General features: G+C 55.6%; 21 protein-coding genes. 8 read left to right on the forward strand and 13 right to left on the reverse strand.

Translation table 11 applies throughout. The features are described from left to right. Positions 1-270: 270 nt before the first annotated feature. Together ACQUWM_RS10305 and ACQUWM_RS10310 are read left to right on the forward strand one after the other, a co-directional pair. Positions 271-1209, forward strand: a complete 939-nt coding sequence (locus tag ACQUWM_RS10305; protein WP_406998596.1) for a metal-dependent hydrolase — start codon at positions 271-273, stop codon at positions 1207-1209. Between the two features lie 52 nt (positions 1210-1261). Continuing rightward, positions 1262-2827, forward strand: a complete 1566-nt coding sequence (locus ACQUWM_RS10310) for a flavin-containing monooxygenase (RefSeq protein ID WP_428922074.1) — start codon at positions 1262-1264, stop codon at positions 2825-2827. Here the strand turns inward: ACQUWM_RS10310 and yghU are convergent. After that, on the reverse strand, positions 2800-3672 hold the full coding sequence (yghU, locus tag ACQUWM_RS10315) for a glutathione-dependent disulfide-bond oxidoreductase (protein ID WP_428922075.1): 873 nt from the start codon (positions 3670-3672) through the stop codon (positions 2800-2802). The genes ACQUWM_RS10310 and yghU overlap by 28 nt on opposite strands. A 217-nt stretch (positions 3673-3889) precedes the next feature. Between yghU and ACQUWM_RS10320 the strand changes: the two genes are divergently transcribed. From ACQUWM_RS10320 to ACQUWM_RS10330, 3 genes are read left to right on the forward strand one after another with little or no spacing between them, the layout of a single operon-like run. Next, positions 3890-4897 carry a TAXI family TRAP transporter solute-binding subunit gene (locus tag ACQUWM_RS10320; protein ID WP_428922076.1) on the forward strand — a complete coding sequence of 336 codons (1008 nt, stop codon included), beginning with the start codon at positions 3890-3892 and terminating at the stop codon, positions 4895-4897. 14 nt (positions 4898-4911) lie between these two features. Continuing rightward, positions 4912-7077, forward strand: coding sequence for a TRAP transporter permease (locus ACQUWM_RS10325; protein WP_428922077.1), 2166 nt, complete (start codon positions 4912-4914; stop codon positions 7075-7077). 10 nt (positions 7078-7087) lie between these two features. After that, the gene (locus tag ACQUWM_RS10330; protein ID WP_428922078.1) at positions 7088-7831 is read left to right on the forward strand and encodes a sulfite exporter TauE/SafE family protein; all 744 of its coding nucleotides are present in this window, start codon (positions 7088-7090) and stop codon (positions 7829-7831) included. Here the strand turns inward: ACQUWM_RS10330 and ACQUWM_RS10335 are convergent. After that, on the reverse strand, positions 7806-8738 hold the full coding sequence (locus tag ACQUWM_RS10335) for a LysR family transcriptional regulator (RefSeq protein ID WP_428922079.1): 933 nt from the start codon (positions 8736-8738) through the stop codon (positions 7806-7808). The genes ACQUWM_RS10330 and ACQUWM_RS10335 overlap by 26 nt on opposite strands. A 108-nt stretch (positions 8739-8846) precedes the next feature. Here ACQUWM_RS10335 and ACQUWM_RS10340 point away from each other — a divergent pair, with 108 nt between their 5' ends. Continuing rightward, on the forward strand, positions 8847-9446 hold the full coding sequence (locus ACQUWM_RS10340; protein ID WP_428922080.1) for an FMN-dependent NADH-azoreductase: 600 nt from the start codon (positions 8847-8849) through the stop codon (positions 9444-9446). Between the two features lie 102 nt (positions 9447-9548). Here the strand turns inward: ACQUWM_RS10340 and ACQUWM_RS10345 are convergent, their stop codons facing one another. Further along, a complete protein-coding gene (locus ACQUWM_RS10345; protein WP_428922081.1) occupies positions 9549-10469 on the reverse strand; it encodes an arylamine N-acetyltransferase family protein in 921 nt (306 codons plus the stop codon). A gap of 81 nt (positions 10470-10550) precedes the next feature. Between ACQUWM_RS10345 and soxR the strand changes: the two genes are divergently transcribed. After that, complete coding sequence (soxR, locus tag ACQUWM_RS10350; protein WP_406998578.1) at positions 10551-11006, forward strand: redox-sensitive transcriptional activator SoxR; 456 nt, start codon at positions 10551-10553, stop codon at positions 11004-11006. A gap of 371 nt (positions 11007-11377) precedes the next feature. Here soxR and ACQUWM_RS10355 read toward each other — a convergent pair whose 3' ends face one another. Beyond that, entirely contained in the window at positions 11378-11875 is a 498-nt protein-coding gene (locus ACQUWM_RS10355; RefSeq protein ID WP_406998576.1) for a DUF523 domain-containing protein, read from the reverse strand. An 86-nt stretch (positions 11876-11961) separates the two neighbouring features. Beyond that, complete coding sequence (locus tag ACQUWM_RS10360) at positions 11962-12585, reverse strand: FMN-binding negative transcriptional regulator (RefSeq protein ID WP_428922082.1); 624 nt, start codon at positions 12583-12585, stop codon at positions 11962-11964. Positions 12586-12727: 142 nt separating this feature from the next. Between ACQUWM_RS10360 and ACQUWM_RS10365 the strand changes: the two genes are divergently transcribed. Beyond that, complete coding sequence (locus ACQUWM_RS10365; protein WP_428922083.1) at positions 12728-12865, forward strand: hypothetical protein; 138 nt, start codon at positions 12728-12730, stop codon at positions 12863-12865. Positions 12866-13214: 349 nt separating this feature from the next. Here ACQUWM_RS10365 and ACQUWM_RS10370 read toward each other — a convergent pair whose 3' ends face one another. From ACQUWM_RS10370 to ACQUWM_RS10405, 8 genes are all read right to left on the reverse strand, one after another. Continuing rightward, on the reverse strand, positions 13215-15356 hold the full coding sequence (locus tag ACQUWM_RS10370; RefSeq protein ID WP_428922084.1) for a LamG-like jellyroll fold domain-containing protein: 2142 nt from the start codon (positions 15354-15356) through the stop codon (positions 13215-13217). A gap of 458 nt (positions 15357-15814) precedes the next feature. Beyond that, entirely contained in the window at positions 15815-16273 is a 459-nt protein-coding gene (locus ACQUWM_RS10375; protein WP_428922085.1) for a hypothetical protein, read from the reverse strand. A gap of 288 nt (positions 16274-16561) precedes the next feature. Continuing rightward, complete coding sequence (locus ACQUWM_RS10380) at positions 16562-17248, reverse strand: hypothetical protein (protein WP_428922086.1); 687 nt, start codon at positions 17246-17248, stop codon at positions 16562-16564. A 136-nt stretch (positions 17249-17384) separates the two neighbouring features. After that, positions 17385-17699: a cupin domain-containing protein gene (locus ACQUWM_RS10385; protein ID WP_428922087.1), complete on the reverse strand. Its 315-nt coding sequence runs from the start codon at positions 17697-17699 to the stop codon at positions 17385-17387. Positions 17700-18262: 563 nt separating this feature from the next. Beyond that, positions 18263-18712, reverse strand: a complete 450-nt coding sequence (locus tag ACQUWM_RS10390) for a hypothetical protein (RefSeq protein WP_428922088.1) — start codon at positions 18710-18712, stop codon at positions 18263-18265. Positions 18713-18819: 107 nt separating this feature from the next. After that, positions 18820-19116: a hypothetical protein gene (locus ACQUWM_RS10395; RefSeq protein ID WP_428922089.1), complete on the reverse strand. Its 297-nt coding sequence runs from the start codon at positions 19114-19116 to the stop codon at positions 18820-18822. 128 nt (positions 19117-19244) lie between these two features. After that, the gene (locus ACQUWM_RS10400; protein WP_428922090.1) at positions 19245-19577 is read right to left on the reverse strand and encodes a hypothetical protein; all 333 of its coding nucleotides are present in this window, start codon (positions 19575-19577) and stop codon (positions 19245-19247) included. Between the two features lie 121 nt (positions 19578-19698). Then, positions 19699-20028, reverse strand: coding sequence for a hypothetical protein (locus tag ACQUWM_RS10405; RefSeq protein ID WP_428922091.1), 330 nt, complete (start codon positions 20026-20028; stop codon positions 19699-19701). Positions 20029-20082 lie beyond the last annotated feature (54 nt).

The raw sequence follows: 20082 nt of genomic DNA on the forward strand, positions 1-20082 counted from the left end.
GAGCAAAGCATAGTCGCAAATCCCGAAAACACATCCCTCAGGCCGTGGACTTTCCAGTGACAAACCGGGGAAAAGCAAAAATCCGAACAAGCATTCGCATTATTGTCCTTACAGCCCCACCGAAGGGGGAGACCTGCCGCTATCACCGCTCCCTGCGCGCCCCCGGGTTCCGAATTGAACCCGAACAATTAGTCGCTTTAATCTCTTACCCTGACAAATGCTTTAGCCACGCGGCTCACAACAGTGACCACGGCACCCAAGGAAACCATCATGACCTCAGCAACCGCCGAAAAACTCGACTCCGTGACAACACCACCGGAGACGCCAAAGGCTGACGTGCCCATCCGCCACATGAAGTTCGATTTCAACGCCAGGGATGCCGACCCCAACTTTTACGTGAACACGGAACTGGCGTCCGCCTACTTCGAAGCGTTGTCGATCTTTCTGACCTATGGCGAAGATCTGGTGATCGAGACCGCCCGTTACCATCGCGATTTCCTGACCGACCCGGTGCTGAAACAGCGGGTAACCTCCCTGATCGGCCAGGAAGCGCTGCATTCCAAGGTGCACGAGGAGTGGAACGAGGTCCTGAAAGAACACCGGTTTCCGGTGACCTTCTACCGCTTCCTGGCCGAGAACGTATTCAACTACGGGTTCCGGCGGTTCCCGCAACCCCTGCAGCTCTCGCTGATGGCCGGCATTGAGCACTTCACCGCCGTACTGGCGGAATTCATGATGAAGCACGAAGAGAACTTCTTTCACAGTGAGGACGAGAAGCAGCGTGGCCTGTGGATGTGGCACATGCTGGAGGAGTCCGAGCACAAGGACATCGCCTACGATGTCTTCCAGCAGCTCTCGGGCAACTATGCGTTGCGCGTCAGCGGGTTTGCACTGGCCCTGATCACCATCTGGTTCCTGGTTCCCCTGGGCGGCGTACTGATTCCATTCATCCGCCGGCCGCGCAACCTGATCAGCCTGCGGTTCTGGAAAGATGCCAAGCGCAGCCTTGATCTGCTGATCGGTCGCGGGGATGGCGTCTATGGCAGCACCCTTGGCCATGTCTTCGATTACCTGCGCCCGGGATTTCACCCCAACGACCACGATACCTCCGAGTATCTCGCCTACTACAAAGAGCGTCTGCTCAATCCCGAGACCGGTCTGCTGACACCTTACCTGCTCAAGGAAATCGTCCCGCCGGTGCGGGCGTAATTCCCGCTCGGCAGGCCCTTAAAACCACAGAATTCAAAGACGGTCACAACACATGGCAACTTCAAACACCAACGCCTCCGCCGCGGACACTGTCTACGACACCTTTATTGTCGGCGCGGGCATTTCCGGGCTGGCCACGGCGATCAAGCTGAAGAAAACCGGCTACCACAACTTCAAAATCATCGAGAAGGCCAGCCGGGTCGGTGGCACCTGGCGGGAAAACACCTACCCCGGCTGTGGCTGTGATGTGCCGTCATCGCTCTATTCCTACTCATTTGCCCCGAGCAGCAAGTGGAGCAACCTGTTTGCCAAACAGCCGGAAATTCTGGACTACCTGGAAAACGTCAGCGACGACTTCGGCATCACCCCGCTGATCGAGTTCAACAACGAACTGAACCGCGCCGCCTGGGACGACGAACGCCACCTCTGGCGACTGGATACCAGCAGCGGTCAGTACCTCTCCAGAACCGTGGTCTTCGCTACCGGTCCGATCACCGAATCAAAGATCCCGGCGATTCCGGGTCTGGAAAGCTTCAAGGGCGAGATGTTCCACTCCGCCCGCTGGAACCACGATTACGACCTGACCGGCAAGCGTGTTGCCGTCATCGGCACCGGCGCCTCGGCGATACAGTTCGTGCCCCGTATCCAGCCCCAAGCGGCGGAACTCCATGTTTTCCAGCGCACAGCCCCCTGGGTGCTGCCCAAGCCCGACATGCAACTGGGTGACACCAGCAAACAGGTGATCGACCGGTTCCCGGCGATCCAGGGCACCTGGCGCAAGGCCGTCGCCGGCTCGCTGAACGTGATCAATTTCGGCCTGCGTAACCCGACCTTCCTCAAGCCCGTCAATGTGGCCGCCAGGCAGTTGCTGAAGCTGCAGATACAGGACCCGGAACTGCGCAAGGCGGTGACCCCGAACTTCGACATCGGCTGCAAGCGCATCCTGTTTGCCAACGACTATTACGACGCCCTGCAGGCCGACAACACCTCGCTGATTCCCAGCGGGCTGGTGAAAGTGGAAGGCAATACGGTCATCGCCGCCAACGGCGAACGCCGCGAAGTGGATGTGATCATCTGGGGCACCGGGTTCGACGTTTCCCACCCGCCCATCGGCAACAAGGTGTTCAACGCCAACGGGGAACGCTGGGCCGACCTGTGGAAGAGCAGCTCGCCGGAGGCGTACCTGGGCACCACACTGGAGAATTCGCCAAACGCCTTCCTGATCCTGGGCCCCAACGTGCTGGTGTATGACTCATTTATACGGCTGGCGGAGGCACAGCTCGACTACATCATTGACGGGCTGTGGAAGATTAAGGAAAAGCGGATCAGCAAGCTGAGCATCAAACCCTCGGTGCTGAAACAGCACAACCAACGGGTCCAGAAGAACCTGCAAACCACCGTCTTCAATGCCGGCGGCTGCAGCAGCTACTACCTGGACCAGAACGGCCGCAACTTCGCCGCCTGGCCCTGGTCACTGAGCGCCCTGAAGCGCCGGCTGAACGTATTCAGGCTGAAAGACTACGATGTAGAGTTCGCCGGGAAGGCCAAAGCTCACGCTGTATCTGACCAACCCTTAAAGCGGGCACCGGTTCAGGAAGAAGTCTCCAGTTTGTCCTGAGTGCGGAACTCGAAATCGCTGGCGTCGTGCCGCTCATGGAGCTGGCTCGACGGCTCGCCCCAGGCCCTGTTGACCATACGGCCACGCTGCACCGCCGGGCGCTTGGCGATCTCATCCGTCCAGCGAACCACGTTGGTGTAGGTATGGGCTTCCAGGAATTCCGCCGCTTCGTAGACCTTGTTCTTGACCAGCGCCCCGTACCAGGGCCAGATCGCCATATCGGCAATGGTGTATTCATCGCCGGCAATGTACGGTCGGTCCGCCAGCTGGCGATCCAGCACATCCAGTTGGCGTTTCACTTCCATGGCGTAGCGATTGATCGGGTATTCGTATTTCTCGGGGGCGTAGGCATAGAAATGACCAAAACCGCCACCCAGCATCGGCGCACTGCCCATTTGCCAGAACAGCCAGTTCATACACTCGGCGCGACCGGCAACGTCTTCGGGCACAAAGGCGCCAAACTTCTCGGCGAGATACAACAGAATCGACCCTGATTCGAACAACCGCACCGGCGGATTGGTGCTGTAGTCCATCATCGCCGGAATCTTGGAATTCGGGTTTACCTCCACAAAGCCACTGCCGAACTGTTCCCCATCGTTAATCCGGATCAGGTGGGCGTCGTACTCCGCCCCCTCAAAACCAAGGGCCAACAGCTCTTCCAGCATCACCGTCACCTTCACGCCGTTGGGTGTGGCCAGGGAATACAGCTGCAACGGATGCTTGCCCACCGGAAGCTCTTTGTCATGGGTCGGGCCGGCAATGGGACGGTTGATATTGGCAAACGCGCCACCGCTGGCGGACTCCCATTTCCAGACTTTGGGTGGGGTGTAGGTGTTATCGGTCATACATCGGCCTCTTCTCGAGATGTGGATGAATAACGGTCACTGTACCGGAAAACACGATGGTGTCACGGGCAACCGTCCGGCAATGCATGCCACCAGCCCATCTACGCCTAATGGCTTACTCAATAAGGTGGCCGATTGTCGCGGCCTGGTCTAAGTTAACCGGGATTAAACAGTGCCATAAGAACAACCGTTCCGACCAACGAGTAAGGACACCGTTATGAATAAGCGCCAGTTCCTGAAATCCGCCACGGCGATGCTTGCCGCCGCGACCCTCGGGATTTCCCTCACTGCCCGGGCCGAGGGGAACTACATCATGGGAACCGCAACCACTGGTGGCACCTACTACCCGGTAGGGGTCGCGATCTCCACCCTGATCAAGGTCAAACTTGAGCCCACCCAGAATATCTCCGTGTCTGCCATCAGCTCCGCCGGCTCCGGCGAGAACCTGAAGTTGATGGACGAAGACCAGATCCAGTTTGGCATTCTCCAGGGCCTCTACGGCGCCTGGGCGTGGGGTGGCAGTGGTCCGGTACCCAAGGCTTATAAAAACCTGAGGTCCGTGTCCATGCTGTGGCAGAACGTGGAACATTTCGTGGTTCGCAGCGAACTGGCCGACAGCGGCACCATTGCCGACATGGCAAACCTCTACGGCGAGAGCTTCTCCATCGGCGCCCGGAATTCCGGCACCGAGGGATCCGGCCGCTTCATTCTCGGCAAGCTGGGCGTCGACCAGGAAGCCATGGATATGGCCTATCTCGGCTATGGCCCCAGTGCGGATGCCCTGCAGAATGGCAACATCGACGGCATGAATATTCCAGCCGGGGTGCCGGCTTCCGCAGTCACCCGGGCCTATGCCAACATGGGTAATGACATCACCACCCTGAATTTCACCGCAGAGCAGCTGGCCCAGGTGAACAGCGAATTCGAACTCTGGTCCCCGTACGAAATCCCGGCGGGCACCTATCCCAATCAGGACGAGGTGATCAACACCATTGCCCAGCCCAACATCCTGGCGGTGCGGGATGATGTCTCGGAAGAAGATGTCTACCAGATCACCAAAACCATCTACGAGAACCTGCCGTTCCTGAACAATATCCACGCGGCCACCAAGGCCATGGCGCTGGAAAAGGCCATTGTCGGCCTGCCCATGCCACTGCACCCCGGGGCGGCACGGTTCTACAAGGAACAGGGCATCGAGATTCCGGACCGTCTGATCGCGGAATAGGGGCACGTACCTGAGTGAGTAACGCAGCCCCCGACCAGGATCCGGAACTAGACAGCCGGCTGGAAAAGATCCGCGAGGAAAGCCCGACGGAGGCGCCCGAGCGGTTGGATCACCCGGTCATTGGCCGGGTGATTTTTGTGCTGGCCATTGGCATTGCCCTCAGCCATCTCTGGTTCAATACTTTTTCCACGCTCTCGGAACTGTGGACCTCCGCCCTGCATTTCGGTCTGTTTGGCCTGCTGTGTGCCCTGGCCATGCCCATGGTGCGCAGCGACCGGCCCGGTACCCGGCGGCTGGTGTTCTCGGTGGACCTGGTGCTCGGACTACTGGCCCTGGGCTGTGCCCTCTACCTGATCGGGTTCGAGGATGCGCTGTACGACCGCGGGGTGGTGTTCTCCACCGCTGACTGGGTCGTGTCCATCCTTGCGGTGGTGCTGGTGCTGGAGTTCGCCCGCCGCACCACCGGCTGGTTTATCCCCTGCCTGTGCATCGTGGCGCTCACCTACGTGGCCTGGTGGGGCCAGTACGTGGAGGGCATATTCAATTTCCCGGGGCTGACCTGGGAAACGGTGCTGTTTCGCTCCTACATTGGTGGTCAGGGCATGCTGGGCTCCATTGCCCGCATCTCCTGGACCTACGTGTTCATGTTCATCCTCTTCGGCGCATTCCTGGTGAAATCCGGCGCCGGGGACTTCATCATCGACCTGGCCCGCTGCGCCGCTGGCCGCTTTATCGGCGGCCCCGGGTTTGTGGCGGTGTTTTCGTCAGGCCTGATGGGCTCGGTGTCCGGCTCCAGTGTGGCGAATACCGTGTCCACCGGGGTGATCACCATTCCGTTGATGCGCAAGGCGGGTTTCCCGGCCCGGTTTGCTGGCGGCGTGGAGGCCGCGGCATCCACCGGTGGCCAGCTGATGCCCCCGGTCATGGGTGCCGGGGCCTTTATCATGGCGTCCTATACCCAGGTGTCCTACGTCACCATCATCGGCGTGGCGGCGCTGCCGGCGTTGTTGTACTTCCTCTCCGTGGCGATGTTTGTCCGCATTGAGGCCAAACGCAGCCATGCCGTCAAACTGGAAGATGAGAACGCCGAAAGCTTTGCCCAGGTCCTCAAGGGAGGCTGGCATTACCTGTTGCCGCTGGTCATCCTGGTGGCCGCGCTGATCTACGGCTTTACCCCGACCTACGCTGCGGGCATTGCCATTATCTCTGTGGTGGTGGCGTCCTGGCTGACCAAAAACCCGATGAAGCCAAGGGACATCCTGGACGCCCTAGCCCAGGGCAGCCGCAACATCATGACCACCGCGATCCTGCTGATCACCGTGGGCCTGATCGTGAATGTGATCTCCACCACCGGTATCGGTAACACCTTCTCACTGATGATTACCGACTGGGCCGGTGGCAACCTGCTGATCACCATCGCGCTGGTGGCTCTGGCATCCCTGATCCTGGGCATGGGGTTGCCGGTCACCGCCGCCTATATCGTGCTGGCCACACTGTCGGCGCCAGCCATCTATGGCCTGATCGCCCAGAGCCAGCTGCTGGAGTTGATGGTCAGCGGTAACCTGCCGGAGGAAGCCAGGGCCATCTTCATGCTCACCGCGCCGGACAGCATGAACCTGCTCAATGCCCCCATGGATATGGCAACCGCCACACAATTGCTGGCGGATGTGCCGGACACCTTCAGCACCCAGCTGCAGGAACTGGCGCTGTCGCCCCATGCCCTGACCATGGCACTGGTGTCGGCCCACATGATCATCTTCTGGTTGTCCCAGGATTCCAACGTAACGCCGCCGGTCTGCCTCACCGCGTTCGCGGCAGCGGCCATAGCCGGCACCCCCGCCATGCGCACCGGGCTGACCGCCTGGAAGATCGCCAAGGGCCTGTACATCATTCCGCTGCTGTTTGCCTATTCTCCCCTGGTGTCGGGTACACCGGCCGAGGCCATCAAGGTGTTTACCTTTGCGCTGTTCGGGATTTACGCGATCGTTGCCGGCATGGAAGGGTATCTGGAACATCGCCTGTCCTGGTGGCTGCGACTGCTGATGTTCCCCGTAGGCGCGCTGATGTTATGGCCCCATGGCATGATCTGGATCGACCTGGCCGGTCTGGTGGTCTTCCTGGCGTTGCTGGTCTGGAGTGCCCGGCGCGGTATGGGCATGCCGCACGCCGCCACGGCTTGAGTGACCCATCATGAGTCTTCCGGAGATCCTGGCCCTGGTGGCCATTGGCGGTGTGGCGGGTTTTATCAACGTGCTGTCCTCGGGCGGGTCCATGCTGACGCTGCCGCTGCTGATGTTTCTCGGGCTGCCCGCCCAGATTGCCAATGGCACCAACCGGGTGGCGATCACCCTGCAGAGCATCACGGCGGTAGGCAGTTTTTTCCGGGCCGGTCACCACAATCTGGCGGTCAGCATCCGCCTGTCCATCCCGGCAGTGGCCGGCGCCCTCCTGGGTGCCTGGACAGCCACCTGGATTCCCCGGCAAATCTTCGAGGGCGTGCTGATTGCCGCCATGATCGGCGCCTCCATTTTCATGCTGCTGCCACAGCCGAAGCTTGATACCCGCCCCCTGACGCCGGAGCGGCTGGGCATTCCCGAATACCTCGCGCTTTTCCTGATTGGTCTCTACGGTGGTTTTATCCAGGTCGGGGTTGGGGCGCTGTTCGTTGTGGTCCTGTACCGCATGCTGAAGATCGACCTGCCCCAAGTGAATGTCATCAAGGTTTTCATCATTCTGATCTACACCCTGCCCGCCCTGGCGATCTTTGCCCTCAACGATCAGGTTTTCTGGGGCATGGGGCTGGTGCTGGCGCTCGGGAACATGGCCGGCGCCATCGTGGCGGTGCGGGTGAATATGGGAGTCCGTGGCGCACTGTGGATCAAATGGCTGACCCTGGTGATGGTGGCGATCATTCTGGTGCGACTGATCTGGTAAGCATTGTGCCCTCGCCCCGGTCGCGAAAAACCTGGGCCAGGCGCTCAACCCCTGGGCCGATGGCTTCGCTGTCCGCGAAAATCAGATAAAAATCAGCCAGACGTTCACCACCACGCAATGGCAGGGGCTTCAGAACGCCCGCTTCCAGTTCGTGGCGGATCTTGTCCGCTGCCAGCCAGGCAAAACCATACCCGCGGGATACTGCACCAATCAGGGTCGCCATGTTGGTGACCGTCCACCGCTGCGCCACATCCACAGTATGGGTTTTGTCGCTGCGCTTAACGGAGGTATCGCGCACAACAACGTGCCGGTGCTTACGCAGGTCACGCAGCGACAGTTCACGCTCAAGCTGGTGCAGGGGATGATCGGGATGCGCGACCGGGACAATGCTCGCACTTCGCTGCAAGATTTCACCGCGATAGCCCGGCGGGACCTTGGGCAGAATCGCCAGGTCGACCTTGCCTTGCTGCAGGAGTTCCGCGCCGCCATCGAGTACGGTTTCGTACAGATTGATCCGGGTCTGGGGACTGATTTTTCCGAACGCATCAAGGCACTCAAGCGTTAGCCAGGTCGGGAACAGTACCTCCACCGCTATCGCAATCTCGCTCTCCCAGCCTGCGGACGCCCTGACAGCTGCCCGCTCCATGCCCAGGGAATCCTCCAGCAACTGACGCGCCCGCTGGTAAAGCATTTGGCCGACCGGAGTCAGCACCGCTTTCCGCCCCTGCATGGAGAACACTTTCACATCCAGTACGTGCTCCAGCCTCTGCACTGCATAGGTGATGGATGACTGGCTCTTGTGCAGCGCCTCGGCAGCCTGGACGTAGCCCCCCGCGTCAACAACGGCGACCAGGCTGCGCCATTGCTCCAGGCTGATATGCGGAGTAGGGGTTGGTTTGGCACTCATACATCATCTCATTCGATGGTTTTAAGCCATTATTTACATTTTTATATCAAATCAATCAATGCTGAAATACTGACTGTCGATCATCATCCTATTGGAGGGGACAGCACCATGAGCACCTTACTGAAGATCCAGAGCAGCATCTTTAATGGCCAGGGGCAGTCATCCGCCCTCGCCACCCGCTTCGCCGAAGAGTGGCTGGCAAAGAATCCGGACGGGAAAGTCGTCACACGCGACCTGACCCAAGACCCGGTTCCCCACCTCAGCCTGGACCGTTTCCAGGCATTCATTACCAAACCGGATGAAATGACCGGGGAACAACGCCGGATCGTCGCCTACTCGGACGCATTGATTGAAGAAGTGAAGAATGCCGATGTGATCGTACTTGGCGTGCCGATGTATAACTTCAATGTGCCATCCATGCTACACGCCTATTTCGACCACATCGCACGCGCTGGCGTCACATTCCGCTATACCGAAAATGGCCCCGAAGGGCTGATTACCGGAAAGAAGGCCTACGTCTTCATCAGCCGCGGCGGAATTTACGGTGAGGATCACTCCCAGACCAGTTTCCTGCGCGAGATTCTGGGATTCATTGGCATCACGGATGTGGAGTTCATTCATGCCGAAGGCCTGGCGCTGGACGAAAGCCACAAGGCTAAAAGCCTGACCGCAGCGGAGAACCGCATCGGCCAGTTGCTGAGTGCTTAAAGGTGAAGGGGGGCAGCGCCACGAAAAACACAACACACGGTTCATTGGCCTGAACTGAGTGACTGCCCCGCTGCCCCTTTCCGGACCCACCTCCCCCCATCATCAGGCCCCGAGCGAGTCTTCCTCAACTTCGGCACCGCATGTGGCCTGAGCCCGTTCCGCGAGCATTTCCAGTGCCTGCTGTGGCAACTCCAGTCCGAACAACTCCCGGAGCAGGTCGGGCATCGTCGCTGGTTGAATGGAGCGTTTTTCCGGCGGCTCGCCCGGACGGAAAACTTTCAGCTCACAGTCGGTCAACGCATACCGGACATCTCCACCATTACGCTGCGCGACAATCCGACGCACGAAGGGTGACTCCGCGCGTGTCGCTACATTGTAGTTGTGTTCTTCGTAATCCACCCGGTAATAGGGCTCCTCGCTGAACTGGTAGAGATTGAACCAGCCATCGTTCCTGAGATAGCGCAGCAGCCATCGGCCAGCGTCGGTCCTCTCCAAACGATAAGTCCAGTGGTCATGGGAAATCTCGACCCCGTCCTTCAGCTGGATGGGTTCCCGAGGCCCGGTATTACCGACGCCGACATCCACATGCCAATCAGTTCCATCGATCCTGACATTGAGGCATGTGTGGCCGATAGCGGTCAGTTCACGTTCATCGGCCCCCATCAGCATGCGCGCACTGCGGCCAGTCACATGGAACCCGAGCCGGTCCAGTACGGTAGCAAACAGGATATTCTGCTCATGGCAGTACCCGCCGCGACGACGGTAAACCAGCTTGTCCTGAAGGCTAGCCAGGTCAAGCCGGATCTCCCCGCCGGTGATAACATCCAGGTTCTCGAATGCAATCGCGTCCAGATGCGCCCGCTGCAAGTCGCGGAGGGTTTTCTCGGTTGGCTCGGTTGACCCCTGATAGCCAATCCGTGCCAGGTACGCTTTCAGATCGAGCAATTCCGATTCCCAAAGCCCCTCGCGGGCACTTCCATTGATCAACTCAAGTCCGGTTTGCCCGGGTACATGTTCGCTCATGGCTCCACTCCTATGTATTGAATTACGGTGGCCATAAGCGTAAAAGTTAAAGTTAACTTTAAGTCAAGAGCTGATTTCAAAATGCGTCACGCCAACCCCAAACAGACAACACTGACCATCGGAGACGTCGCCGATCGCGCCGGCCTGGCAACGTCCGCCCTGCGCTTCTATGAATCCCGTAAGTTGATCAAGAGCACCCGAAACGCCAGCGGTCACCGCCGCTATGCGCGGGACGTGCTCAGGAGGGTGGCTATCATCAAGGTAGCCCAGCGGGTCGGTATCCCTCTGGAGGAGATCGCGGAAGCACTGTCGTCGCTACCTGACGGCCGTACACCTACCGCGTCCGACTGGCAGCGGCTGTCGGATGCGTGGCGCAACAGCCTGAGCGAACGCATCGACAAGCTGAGCAAGCTACGGGATGAGCTTGATGGCTGTATCGGTTGTGGCTGCCTGTCACTGAAGAGCTGCCCTTTGCGCAACCCCGCTGATATCGCTGCGGAGGAAGGACCAGGAGCACGACTGTTCGATACAAACTGAAGGTGAACGGGTGGCCGGTGGAAGGCCGTCTTTCAGGGCGCAGTATTATGCATCATTCATTGACCTTTCTTTTCGCAACTCGGTTCGCCAGCGAACAGACCATGCGAAGCCAACAATCTACCCTGAACTGAGAAGAAGCAAAGGAGTCGCCTCCGCAAGAAGTTATACAGCGCGCCACACGGAAGGCAAACAAGCGCGATTTCGGATATGTGAAAAGGAGTATCTACTCGTGAATAATATCGTCTACATCGTCGGTGCAGTAGTTATCGTGGTAGTGATTCTTTCCTTTCTTGGTATTGGCTAGGACTTCGCTATTACGGATATTCTCTAGAGACCCTTAAGTGCCTGCGATTGCTATGCATTCGCAGGCACTACTTCCACGCGCTTGTCGAGTGGAGTGCCTCGTTAGCATCAGCTATCTGATACTGGTTAAACACTTGAACACCATGTTGGCGTAGCAAAGCGGCTGTAACCCCCATACCGGGAGTTTTTCTACCTGAGAAGCTCCCGTCGTAAACGGCTGAACTTCCGCAGGAGGGGCTAAATTCTGCAAGTACTGCAATTTTGATATTGAACTTATTGCATAAATCCAAAGCAATAGAGGCACCAGCTAAAAAATCACGAGTTACCGTGCCCCCATCTTTTTCAACAACATCAGCTTCGCCTTTTAACACATTGTCTCCATTGCCTTTGAAAATCTCCGCTGGCCTCCTGGGAATACTCATCCCTGCCTCGACTTCGGGGCAGACAGAAATAACTCGCCCCTCAGATAGCCACTGCTCAACAATCTGACCAGTCACGGCAAGGCTTCCACCATCATATCGAACCCTTTTCCCTAAGAGGCAGGCACTCATTAACACTTTTCTCAAATCACTAGCCTCCAGTACAACGCGAAGCGCACCGGCGGCCTTTATGGAGCAAAGCGAAGAAAAGGCCGGCCGAGTGCCGAGTATTGTTAGCTGATAAACTCAGACATTGCCGAATCACTGGCAGAACCCTCTGCAAGCCCAGCCTTTACACCAGCTCTATTGCGCTCCGGGTGGTTTTGGCTTGCCTTAACCTGTCCTGTGAGAGTTTCAATTCTGATCTCGATACCGACGATGGCTTTAACCAAACGACTGGTGAACTCGGAAGGAGCATCATCTACAGACCATGGATTTTCTCTACTGGACTCGTGAAGATCCGTTAACTGATGAAGATGCTCTTTCAGCCAGGCGTGCTCCTGAAAGATCAAACCCTTGCCTTGCGCATGGACAGCCAGATAGTTCCATGTTGGAACAACCCGACCCGTTTCCGCTTTGGTTTCATACCAGGACGGTGATACGTAGGCATCCGGCCCCTGAAAAATCGCAAGAACCGAAGCACCGTTCTCAATTCGCTGCCAAACAGGATTCACACGAGCCACATGGCATCTCAGCGTTCCAAGTGGGTGGTCTTCGCTGCAACTGAAATGGAAGGGCAGGTGATTTGCGTCGATACCATCACTGTCAGCAACCACCAGCACACCAAAACTGTATTCCCTGATGTACTGCTGAAGTTTTTCCTGGTTTTCTTCTCTAAAATGGCTAGGGACTAGCATTTTTCTATCTCTCTCGGGGGGGGGGTATTGATACAGATAACGCTAGCCGTCGCTGTGACTGGCATGGTTACGTCTATTCAGCCCAGCACAGTTGGCGGCAAATAAATGGTGAATTCATTCAAAGGCTCGATGAGCACGCTGTATGGGCCACTCGATCAGTTACCTCAACCTGTACGCAACCGGCCAGGCCTCGCTCATTGTTTCCTACCAAGACAGTACCGGACTGGATCGCCGTGACTACCTTACCCTGGTCTATTCGATCTCCGCTGACCAAGGCTGATTCATGAGTCCAACCTTCCGATCCAGCTGTAGGATGATAAGCTCGATTTACCAGCTTCGTCACTGCTTCTGCATCGGTTAACTCAGCAGTCCTGATGTGAACTTGGGGCATGCTCGTCCTTTAGCTTTAACGCTGGCGCACCGGGGACTTTGACGCAGCGACAAGGGCGTCCGAGTGCAGCGTTTGGTTAACTGGTTTGCGTAGTATTGAGGAATGCCAACTGCCAGCCCGCTAAACCCTCTCTCGCAACGGCATCTTCTTCCCCAACGAACGAAATGCAGGGCTTTCATCCGCAAGATTCTGACTCATGGCTGGACCGCCGTTCCTTGGCGACCAGCATATAGGAAGCCTAGAGCGAGCCCATTAGAACCAAAGCCTTAACCTCCTCGGCCGTGAGCGCACCGCTGTACAGGCGTACATCATCCACCCGACCGCCTAGAAAGGGGTCGGCCTCAAACTGGGAACGCCCCAGCCAGGCTTGGTCGAGCACACCCAGTTGGGCGGGGGTCGGTCTTATTGACTCATGGCGAGCGACCGCCTCGCCATTAACGTAGAGCACGGCGGTTTGCCCGGACAGGGTGATGGCCAGGTGCATCCATTCCCCGATAACCGGCGATCCGCCACACAAGCGATCGTCCAGACTTATATGGTCGTGCCCTTTCCCCACTCCGAGCTTGGTGATGATAAAACACACCTGCTCGCTGTCATTGTACGGCACCAGAGTCATGAATCGCAGGGTATCGGCACCGATATCAAACAGCCGTTGCCATGGCTTGGCCTCATCCAGGTTGACCCAGCCCGCCATCGTGAAATCACTCAGATTGGAAAACAGACTTGAATCGAGTTCGACGACATCATCGACACCATCCAGAACCAACGCCTGCCCCAGGACACCATTGGCACTGTTTTCTTCCAGGTTGTCGAAAGTCAGGTGCAGCAACAACTGATGCCCCGCTGTCACGGCGACGCGGTTCGACGGCTCGCTTTCTCCCTCCGGCGAGATGGCGGTGACCTGATAGAAATATTCTTTGCCGTCCTGAACATCGATATCAGTATGCGTCAGGAGTTCTTCGGCGCCTCGTTCGGCGATCACGTCGTAGGGCCCCTCCGCCGCTTCGGCGCGTTTCAGTCGGTAACTTTCCGCACCCGTCGCGCCCCACCAGGACAGCACGATCTCACCGCTCAGCACGGTCGAGGTCAGCCCACGCGGCGCTCGGCCCGGTGGAAAGGGATCCCGCGATTCGGTCAGCGTACCCCAATACGGTTGATCGGCCCCATTGCCGCGGTACTCGGGCGCTAGCTTCTCAGCCATTTTCCTCGACCAGGGTGCGGCGATGCCCAGGCGGTTTTCATACTGGTTGACGATCAGCGCCCAACCGGGCCGTAAATGGCCACGCGGCCAGCTCGATATGACCGTGTGATTGACGTTGACGCAGTTGTTGTAGGGCTTGAAGGGAACCTCTTCCATCAGGTTGTACTTGGCGATGTATTCGGACATCGCCAATAGTTGGTAGTTGTTGTAGGCGAACAGGTCGTCCCCCTGGTTCAGGGCCATCTTGCCGATCACGCCGAACAGGGCCATGCCCAGCGTTGTATGACCCTGGTCGCGACCGCTTTCCTGATATTGCCCCATGTTGCCCGGGTGTCTATAGACCATCAGGTAATCCAGAGCGCCGTTGCCTATCCCCCCGTAGAAGTAATCCAGGCCTTCCCGGTAGATGTCTTCCCGGTCCGTGAAAATTCCGATGGACATGATCGAGGCAATGTTGGCCAGATCCCAGTTGGCCCAATAATAGGAATTACAGGTACCGTTATGACGATTGAGGAAATCTTTGCTAACCGGATAAAACAGGTTTAACAGCATGTCGGCAAAGCGCTGCTGGTCCGCCTCGCTCCAGCCATCGTATGTCCGCAGGATGTCCGCGACGTTTACCAGTTGATACGTATAAAGTCCGATCAGGGCTCTGTCGTGGCCGCTGACGCTCTTCAGATCAGATGCCCATGCATTCAAGAAGCGAACCGCCTGGTCGGCATAGGCCGTATCGCCACTGATCTTCCAGCGGATCACCGAGGCATGGGACGCCCAGATATCGCCAAAGAGTTGCGCGAAGTTTTGATCGGGGGCGCCTCGTATTAGATGTTCCAGCGTCCGGGGATACCGGCCCAATCTGGAGTACCCGTCACCGATAAACGCCTGCCAGCCAGACAGCCAGGGCTCCTCTTCCCCGGTCACCTTGTCACGCATGCGGTCGAAGTCCGCATCGGTGCTCAGGACACCGGGGTGCTTGAATCCTTCATCAGGGAGCGGTGGTGTTTCCGGCTCGGTGGGGAGCGGTGGTGCTTCCTGCTCGGTCGGCGTATCGTCGGCACTGGTATTGGCCAGTTCGTCGGGCGTCCCGGAAGAAGTGTCGTAACATCCGCTGAGTAAAACACACACCAAAACCATTAACTGCAGGGGGACCAGCGAACGGCAGGAACTAAGGTAGGACATCAAACCATCACCTTTCATCTAATTGAACAAACTTCCGTGGTAAATGTTTTTTCGGCGACCCGTGTCCGGTTACATCCGCGACGAAAACCACCATTTCAAAACATCGGCTGATACGCGAGCTTCCGTACATGACCTTGTTCACTACTCAATAATAAAAAAAGCGGCTAAAACTAGCATACGACGATACAGCGTCATAACGATCTGTATTTATTTCGAGGATTAGTTCACGTTATTTGCGAGGTTAAAAATCTCATCCAATCACAGATAAGCAAGTAAATTCGATGTTGGACGAAGCCGCTACGCGGCAGAGGTCTAAGTCATCTGTACTGCTCTGAGTTCCTTCCATTTCGGGAGGGTCTCAGCTTTACTAGTGCCTGTCACTCTCTCCGTGGGTAACTCGGGAACCTAACGCCGCCATAACTGGATTTTGTAAAGCGCAGCGTAACAAAATCCCATGTTTATAGATTTTTTAGATTGCAAGACTCCGTTGCTCGAATTGCCGAGTTCAACTCATTAAATTCATAATTCCAATCATTATTCCATTTTATTTCTTCGCTGGGGTGATTTTCTTTTGCTTTCTGGATAAACATTTTCCTATCAACTAAGGCTGCAATGATTTTTTCTTGGCTAATATCTGACATATAGCAAGGTACATAGCTTGCCCCAGAATTCCGTCCTCCTAATATCGCAATAACTGCTCGTGATGTGCTTGTTTCATGGAGAGTGCTTAAAAGTATATCTAAATTTTCCTCTAGACTGTCAATGTGAAGATAGCCTTTATTTCCATTATCAGTGTAAAAACCAGATAGCCAGTATGCTGAGCGCATTCTAACCTTTTTTGAGCGATTGGATGATGCTATAGAAATTAGTGCTGGTATGTATTGATCAGGCGTATAGCCCTCAATAGCTTTATTCATGGGTATATGCCAGCGGGGCTCAACAGATATAGCCTTTATAATTGAATCTTCAAGATTTATGGAGTCACCGGAATTTGAAAAATCAGGTATTAAGTAGAATGATATTAAAACCAGAAGCCTTATATAAATCATGAGAATATCAAATATGTAATGCGAAGCACACCGACGCCACGCCAGTGGCCTCCGGTGCTATGTATTGTTAAGGGTTCGGTCACCCGGTTACAAATGCAAACCGAAGCGACACTGGATGCTTTCATAATTTCTAACGCCAGCAGCAGGGGCGCGACGTCAGGAGCGTCCCTTGCCTGCATTGGTTAGGTTTTTCTCGGTGCAAATAGCAACTGCCAAGGATAAAAATAGAAAAGCCGCTGCCCATAGCCCAGAAATGTAAAACTTCTCAACGTGTGTGAACACCGCTATAGCTGACCACACCAAGCTGTAAACTGTACAGGTGTAAAAAACAATTCTGAAGACAGAAAATCGTGAGCGGCCAGCCTCCCAAAACCTTGTCAGCGCAACGAGGAAAAGAATGTTGTAGAAAGGCATAATAAGCAAGGTAATTAGGCCGAAAGCAGCTGCAGGATCGCTGGGGATGCGAGAAACCGCTTCAGGAAACATCCAAGCTGACCCGATAACAGACAAAACTAGCATCACCACTCCCACGAAGAAGTGACCATCGACCGGCAGAACCAGCGAGGCAACGTAGAATAAAATGGCTAGTCGGAAAAGCACGCGCTCAACCTGCGAACGTTCTCGTTTAGCGATCGGTGCCGGCGGAGTTTCACCTTGCTTGATCCGTGCCGGCGCAGTTTCACGTTGCTCGATTCGATCAAGCGCTACTGCGGCCATCGTAGAGTAATGCGAATAATCGTGCTCATTGATTATTTGCTCATAGATTTCTATCGCTCGATCGAGTGTGGCCGGATCTCGTTCATTTGCCTCCGCAAGTTCGATGAGCTGCTTTAGGTCTCTCAATTGAAGTCCTTTTGAAACGGGCCTGGACTGGTGCATGCCTCTTGACGTGGGGAGTCATATCAACGCCGCTCAGCACGCGCGGCTACGGAATGGAGGCGCAGCCGCAATGTAGTGACCGTCGCCGTGACTGGCTTGGTTAATTGGCTTGTTCAAACCAGAACTCTATTTCATCAGTGTCCTGCTCGAACTCCGCAGCATGCTCCACTCCCGCCGGAACATAATACCAGTCACCTACACCGTAGCGCTCCACTCGTCCCTCTATGGTGAGAATTAACTCTCCCCGGATAATAACTCCATGGTTCTCCGTCTCATGGGAATGTGGCGGGATACTGGTTCCTGACGGATAGGAGGCGAACAATACGTCTGCGCCGTCAGCGGAGAGTTTGTAAGCATCAAAGCGCCCGTCGAAAAGCGGCAATGTACGGATTTTATTTGGATATTTGCCTGGCACTCAACACTCCTTTGTTTCAGACCCCGGAGACAATTAACGCGAAGGTAACCGGCGCCGGAGCATTAGCGGAGGGAACCAAAAGCGCCACGCTTTTGGCGTCCGGTTGACCGCATGGTTATGTGGTTACTCATCTTCATACTGGAAACCCGTAGCCACCCAACCACTATAAGTTGGACTCACCAGCTCTTTGAATTTCGGATCCATGCATCCGTGGCCTACCATTGCGACCTCGGGATCATCATTGTCCAACCTGATCAGGAAGGCCTGCCTGCACTTGTTAATTGTTCCGACGCAACAGACACAACCCCGCCATAAAAGCTAAAAACATTCCTACTCCTAGCCACAGCAGCCCAGCCATCCATCTGCCGATACCGTCCCCAAACCATTCACCAGCCAACAGAGTAAGGCCGCAAATAGCACTACAATTTCCTTCGCCGGTTGGCATAGACTCAACACCACTCACGAAGCGAATGCTAAGCGCCATCGCGAAACAGCTCAAAAAAAGCAATAGCACAGCGATAGTTTTTCTCATCTGAAAAGACACTTACCACCTTGTTATGTTTTCACGAGCGCCACCATTCTTTCACCTTGGCTGCGTGTTGTTTTCCGCGATCATCAATTAGGTAGACCTCTGCACAATACGGAACTGCGACCGGCGCTGAACCGGGGTCGCGAAACACATATCCTTGATAATCTACCGACCCCGCCTGGAGATCGTACCTGATCTCCAGGCGGGCTGAACGAACCATGGCTAACTCTACATTTTGACTTCGCAGTTGCTTACCAAACTGCCAAGGTATGTGCTTTGTAAACGCGGCAAGTCTGCTGTTCTTAATGTGGCCCGGGGAAACCTCCCCAGTTAGCAGGTTGATCACAACCTTTGATTGGTTCTGTGCCTTCGAGCTCTGGTAAAGCGATTCTGCAAAATAGCCATGCTCATCAAAGTTCTCTAGGCTCAGGAATGAATGAGCCCAGTTGTGACACGCACTTTCGATCTGCTTGTACTGTGCCATTACTTTCTACTCATAACGCTGATGGTAACCGGCGCCGTAGCGCAGCGAAGGGAACCAAAAGCGGTACGCTTTTGGCGTCCGGTTGACCGTTTGGTTATATGAATGACTCAATACCACCGGACATCCTCCAATAGCTTGGCATCAAGATGCTCCTTCGACGCGAACGCTTCTGTCCTTGGGTAAGGTGCGGGTTCAGTATGGCCAGACCAAGTGAGATGAATGATATAAAATTTCCCTTCAGCCAAAACTAGAACATCATCTTGATCCTCACGTTTAGCCACAATATCGAAATTCCGATTGGCTAATACATGGTCTCCACCGATTTCAGCTTTTAGCTCAGCTTCTAAAGCTGCTCTGTGCCTATCGGGGTAGTCTTTAATGTCTGACCATGGTTCTTCGTACACGAGTTTCGCCTACATATAACGCCAATATTCAGCGGCGGCCTTTGCGCAGCGAAGCGGAGAAAAGGCCGTCCGGTGGAGGCCCGTCAGGGCCGGAACGAACTGGAATGACTGGTTATGTGCTTGGACTACTAAGCACACGGCTGTAGCGAAAAAACGAAAAGCCCAAACCATACATTACCGAGCAATATCAGAAACTTGATCGCACCGCGAGCAAACGCGGGAATATTTTGATAGCGATATAAATAGCCAATGACGACCCATTGCGCCGCCAGCCACACAGCTGAGAAATACAAAATACCTTTATGGCACTCTATGTCAGAGACGGTGTAATAGGCATACCACCAACCCGAAACCATGCCCGTGGTGAGAAGCACGAGAATCACGCAAGACAGCACATTGCGCCAACGCGGGTACTCCGTGCTTAAAAGCTTTTCCTTCGCTTCGGTCAAATTTTTGGCCATTCAAATCTCTTCACGAACTGCCACATAACGCCAATATTCAGCGGCCGCCTTTACGGAGCGGAGCGTAGAAAAGGCGGTCCGGTGGAGGCCCGTTAGGGCCGGAACGTACTGGAATGACTGGTTATGTGTTCTCGTCGAACATAGCATTCAGAATACCGTACACCAGCTCATGCATGTATGAATTGCCGCCAAGATGGACAAGTTCGTTGTCCCCGCTTTGAAACGTTAGGTATGGATGAGCCTCGCTACCATCGAAGCTGACTTCTGAGACCCCATCAATCATGCAGGCTATTTCAAAGGCCACTTTCCCGGTTGTTTCCTTCAGCACATCCCCTTTAAGGCCACCAGCTTCCAAATGGTCAGCAACCCTGGCGATCATTTCACCAGTCAGAATCTCTTGTTGCTCCAGGAAGGAGCCCGCATCTATTGATATTTTCATGTTCTCAAACACACATAACGCCTGCATAAACGGCGGTTTTTGCGCAGCGAAGCGGAGGAAAAACCG

The organism is Marinobacter sp. DUT-3, assembly GCF_050379435.1.
Classification (GTDB): domain Bacteria; phylum Pseudomonadota; class Gammaproteobacteria; order Pseudomonadales; family Oleiphilaceae; genus Marinobacter.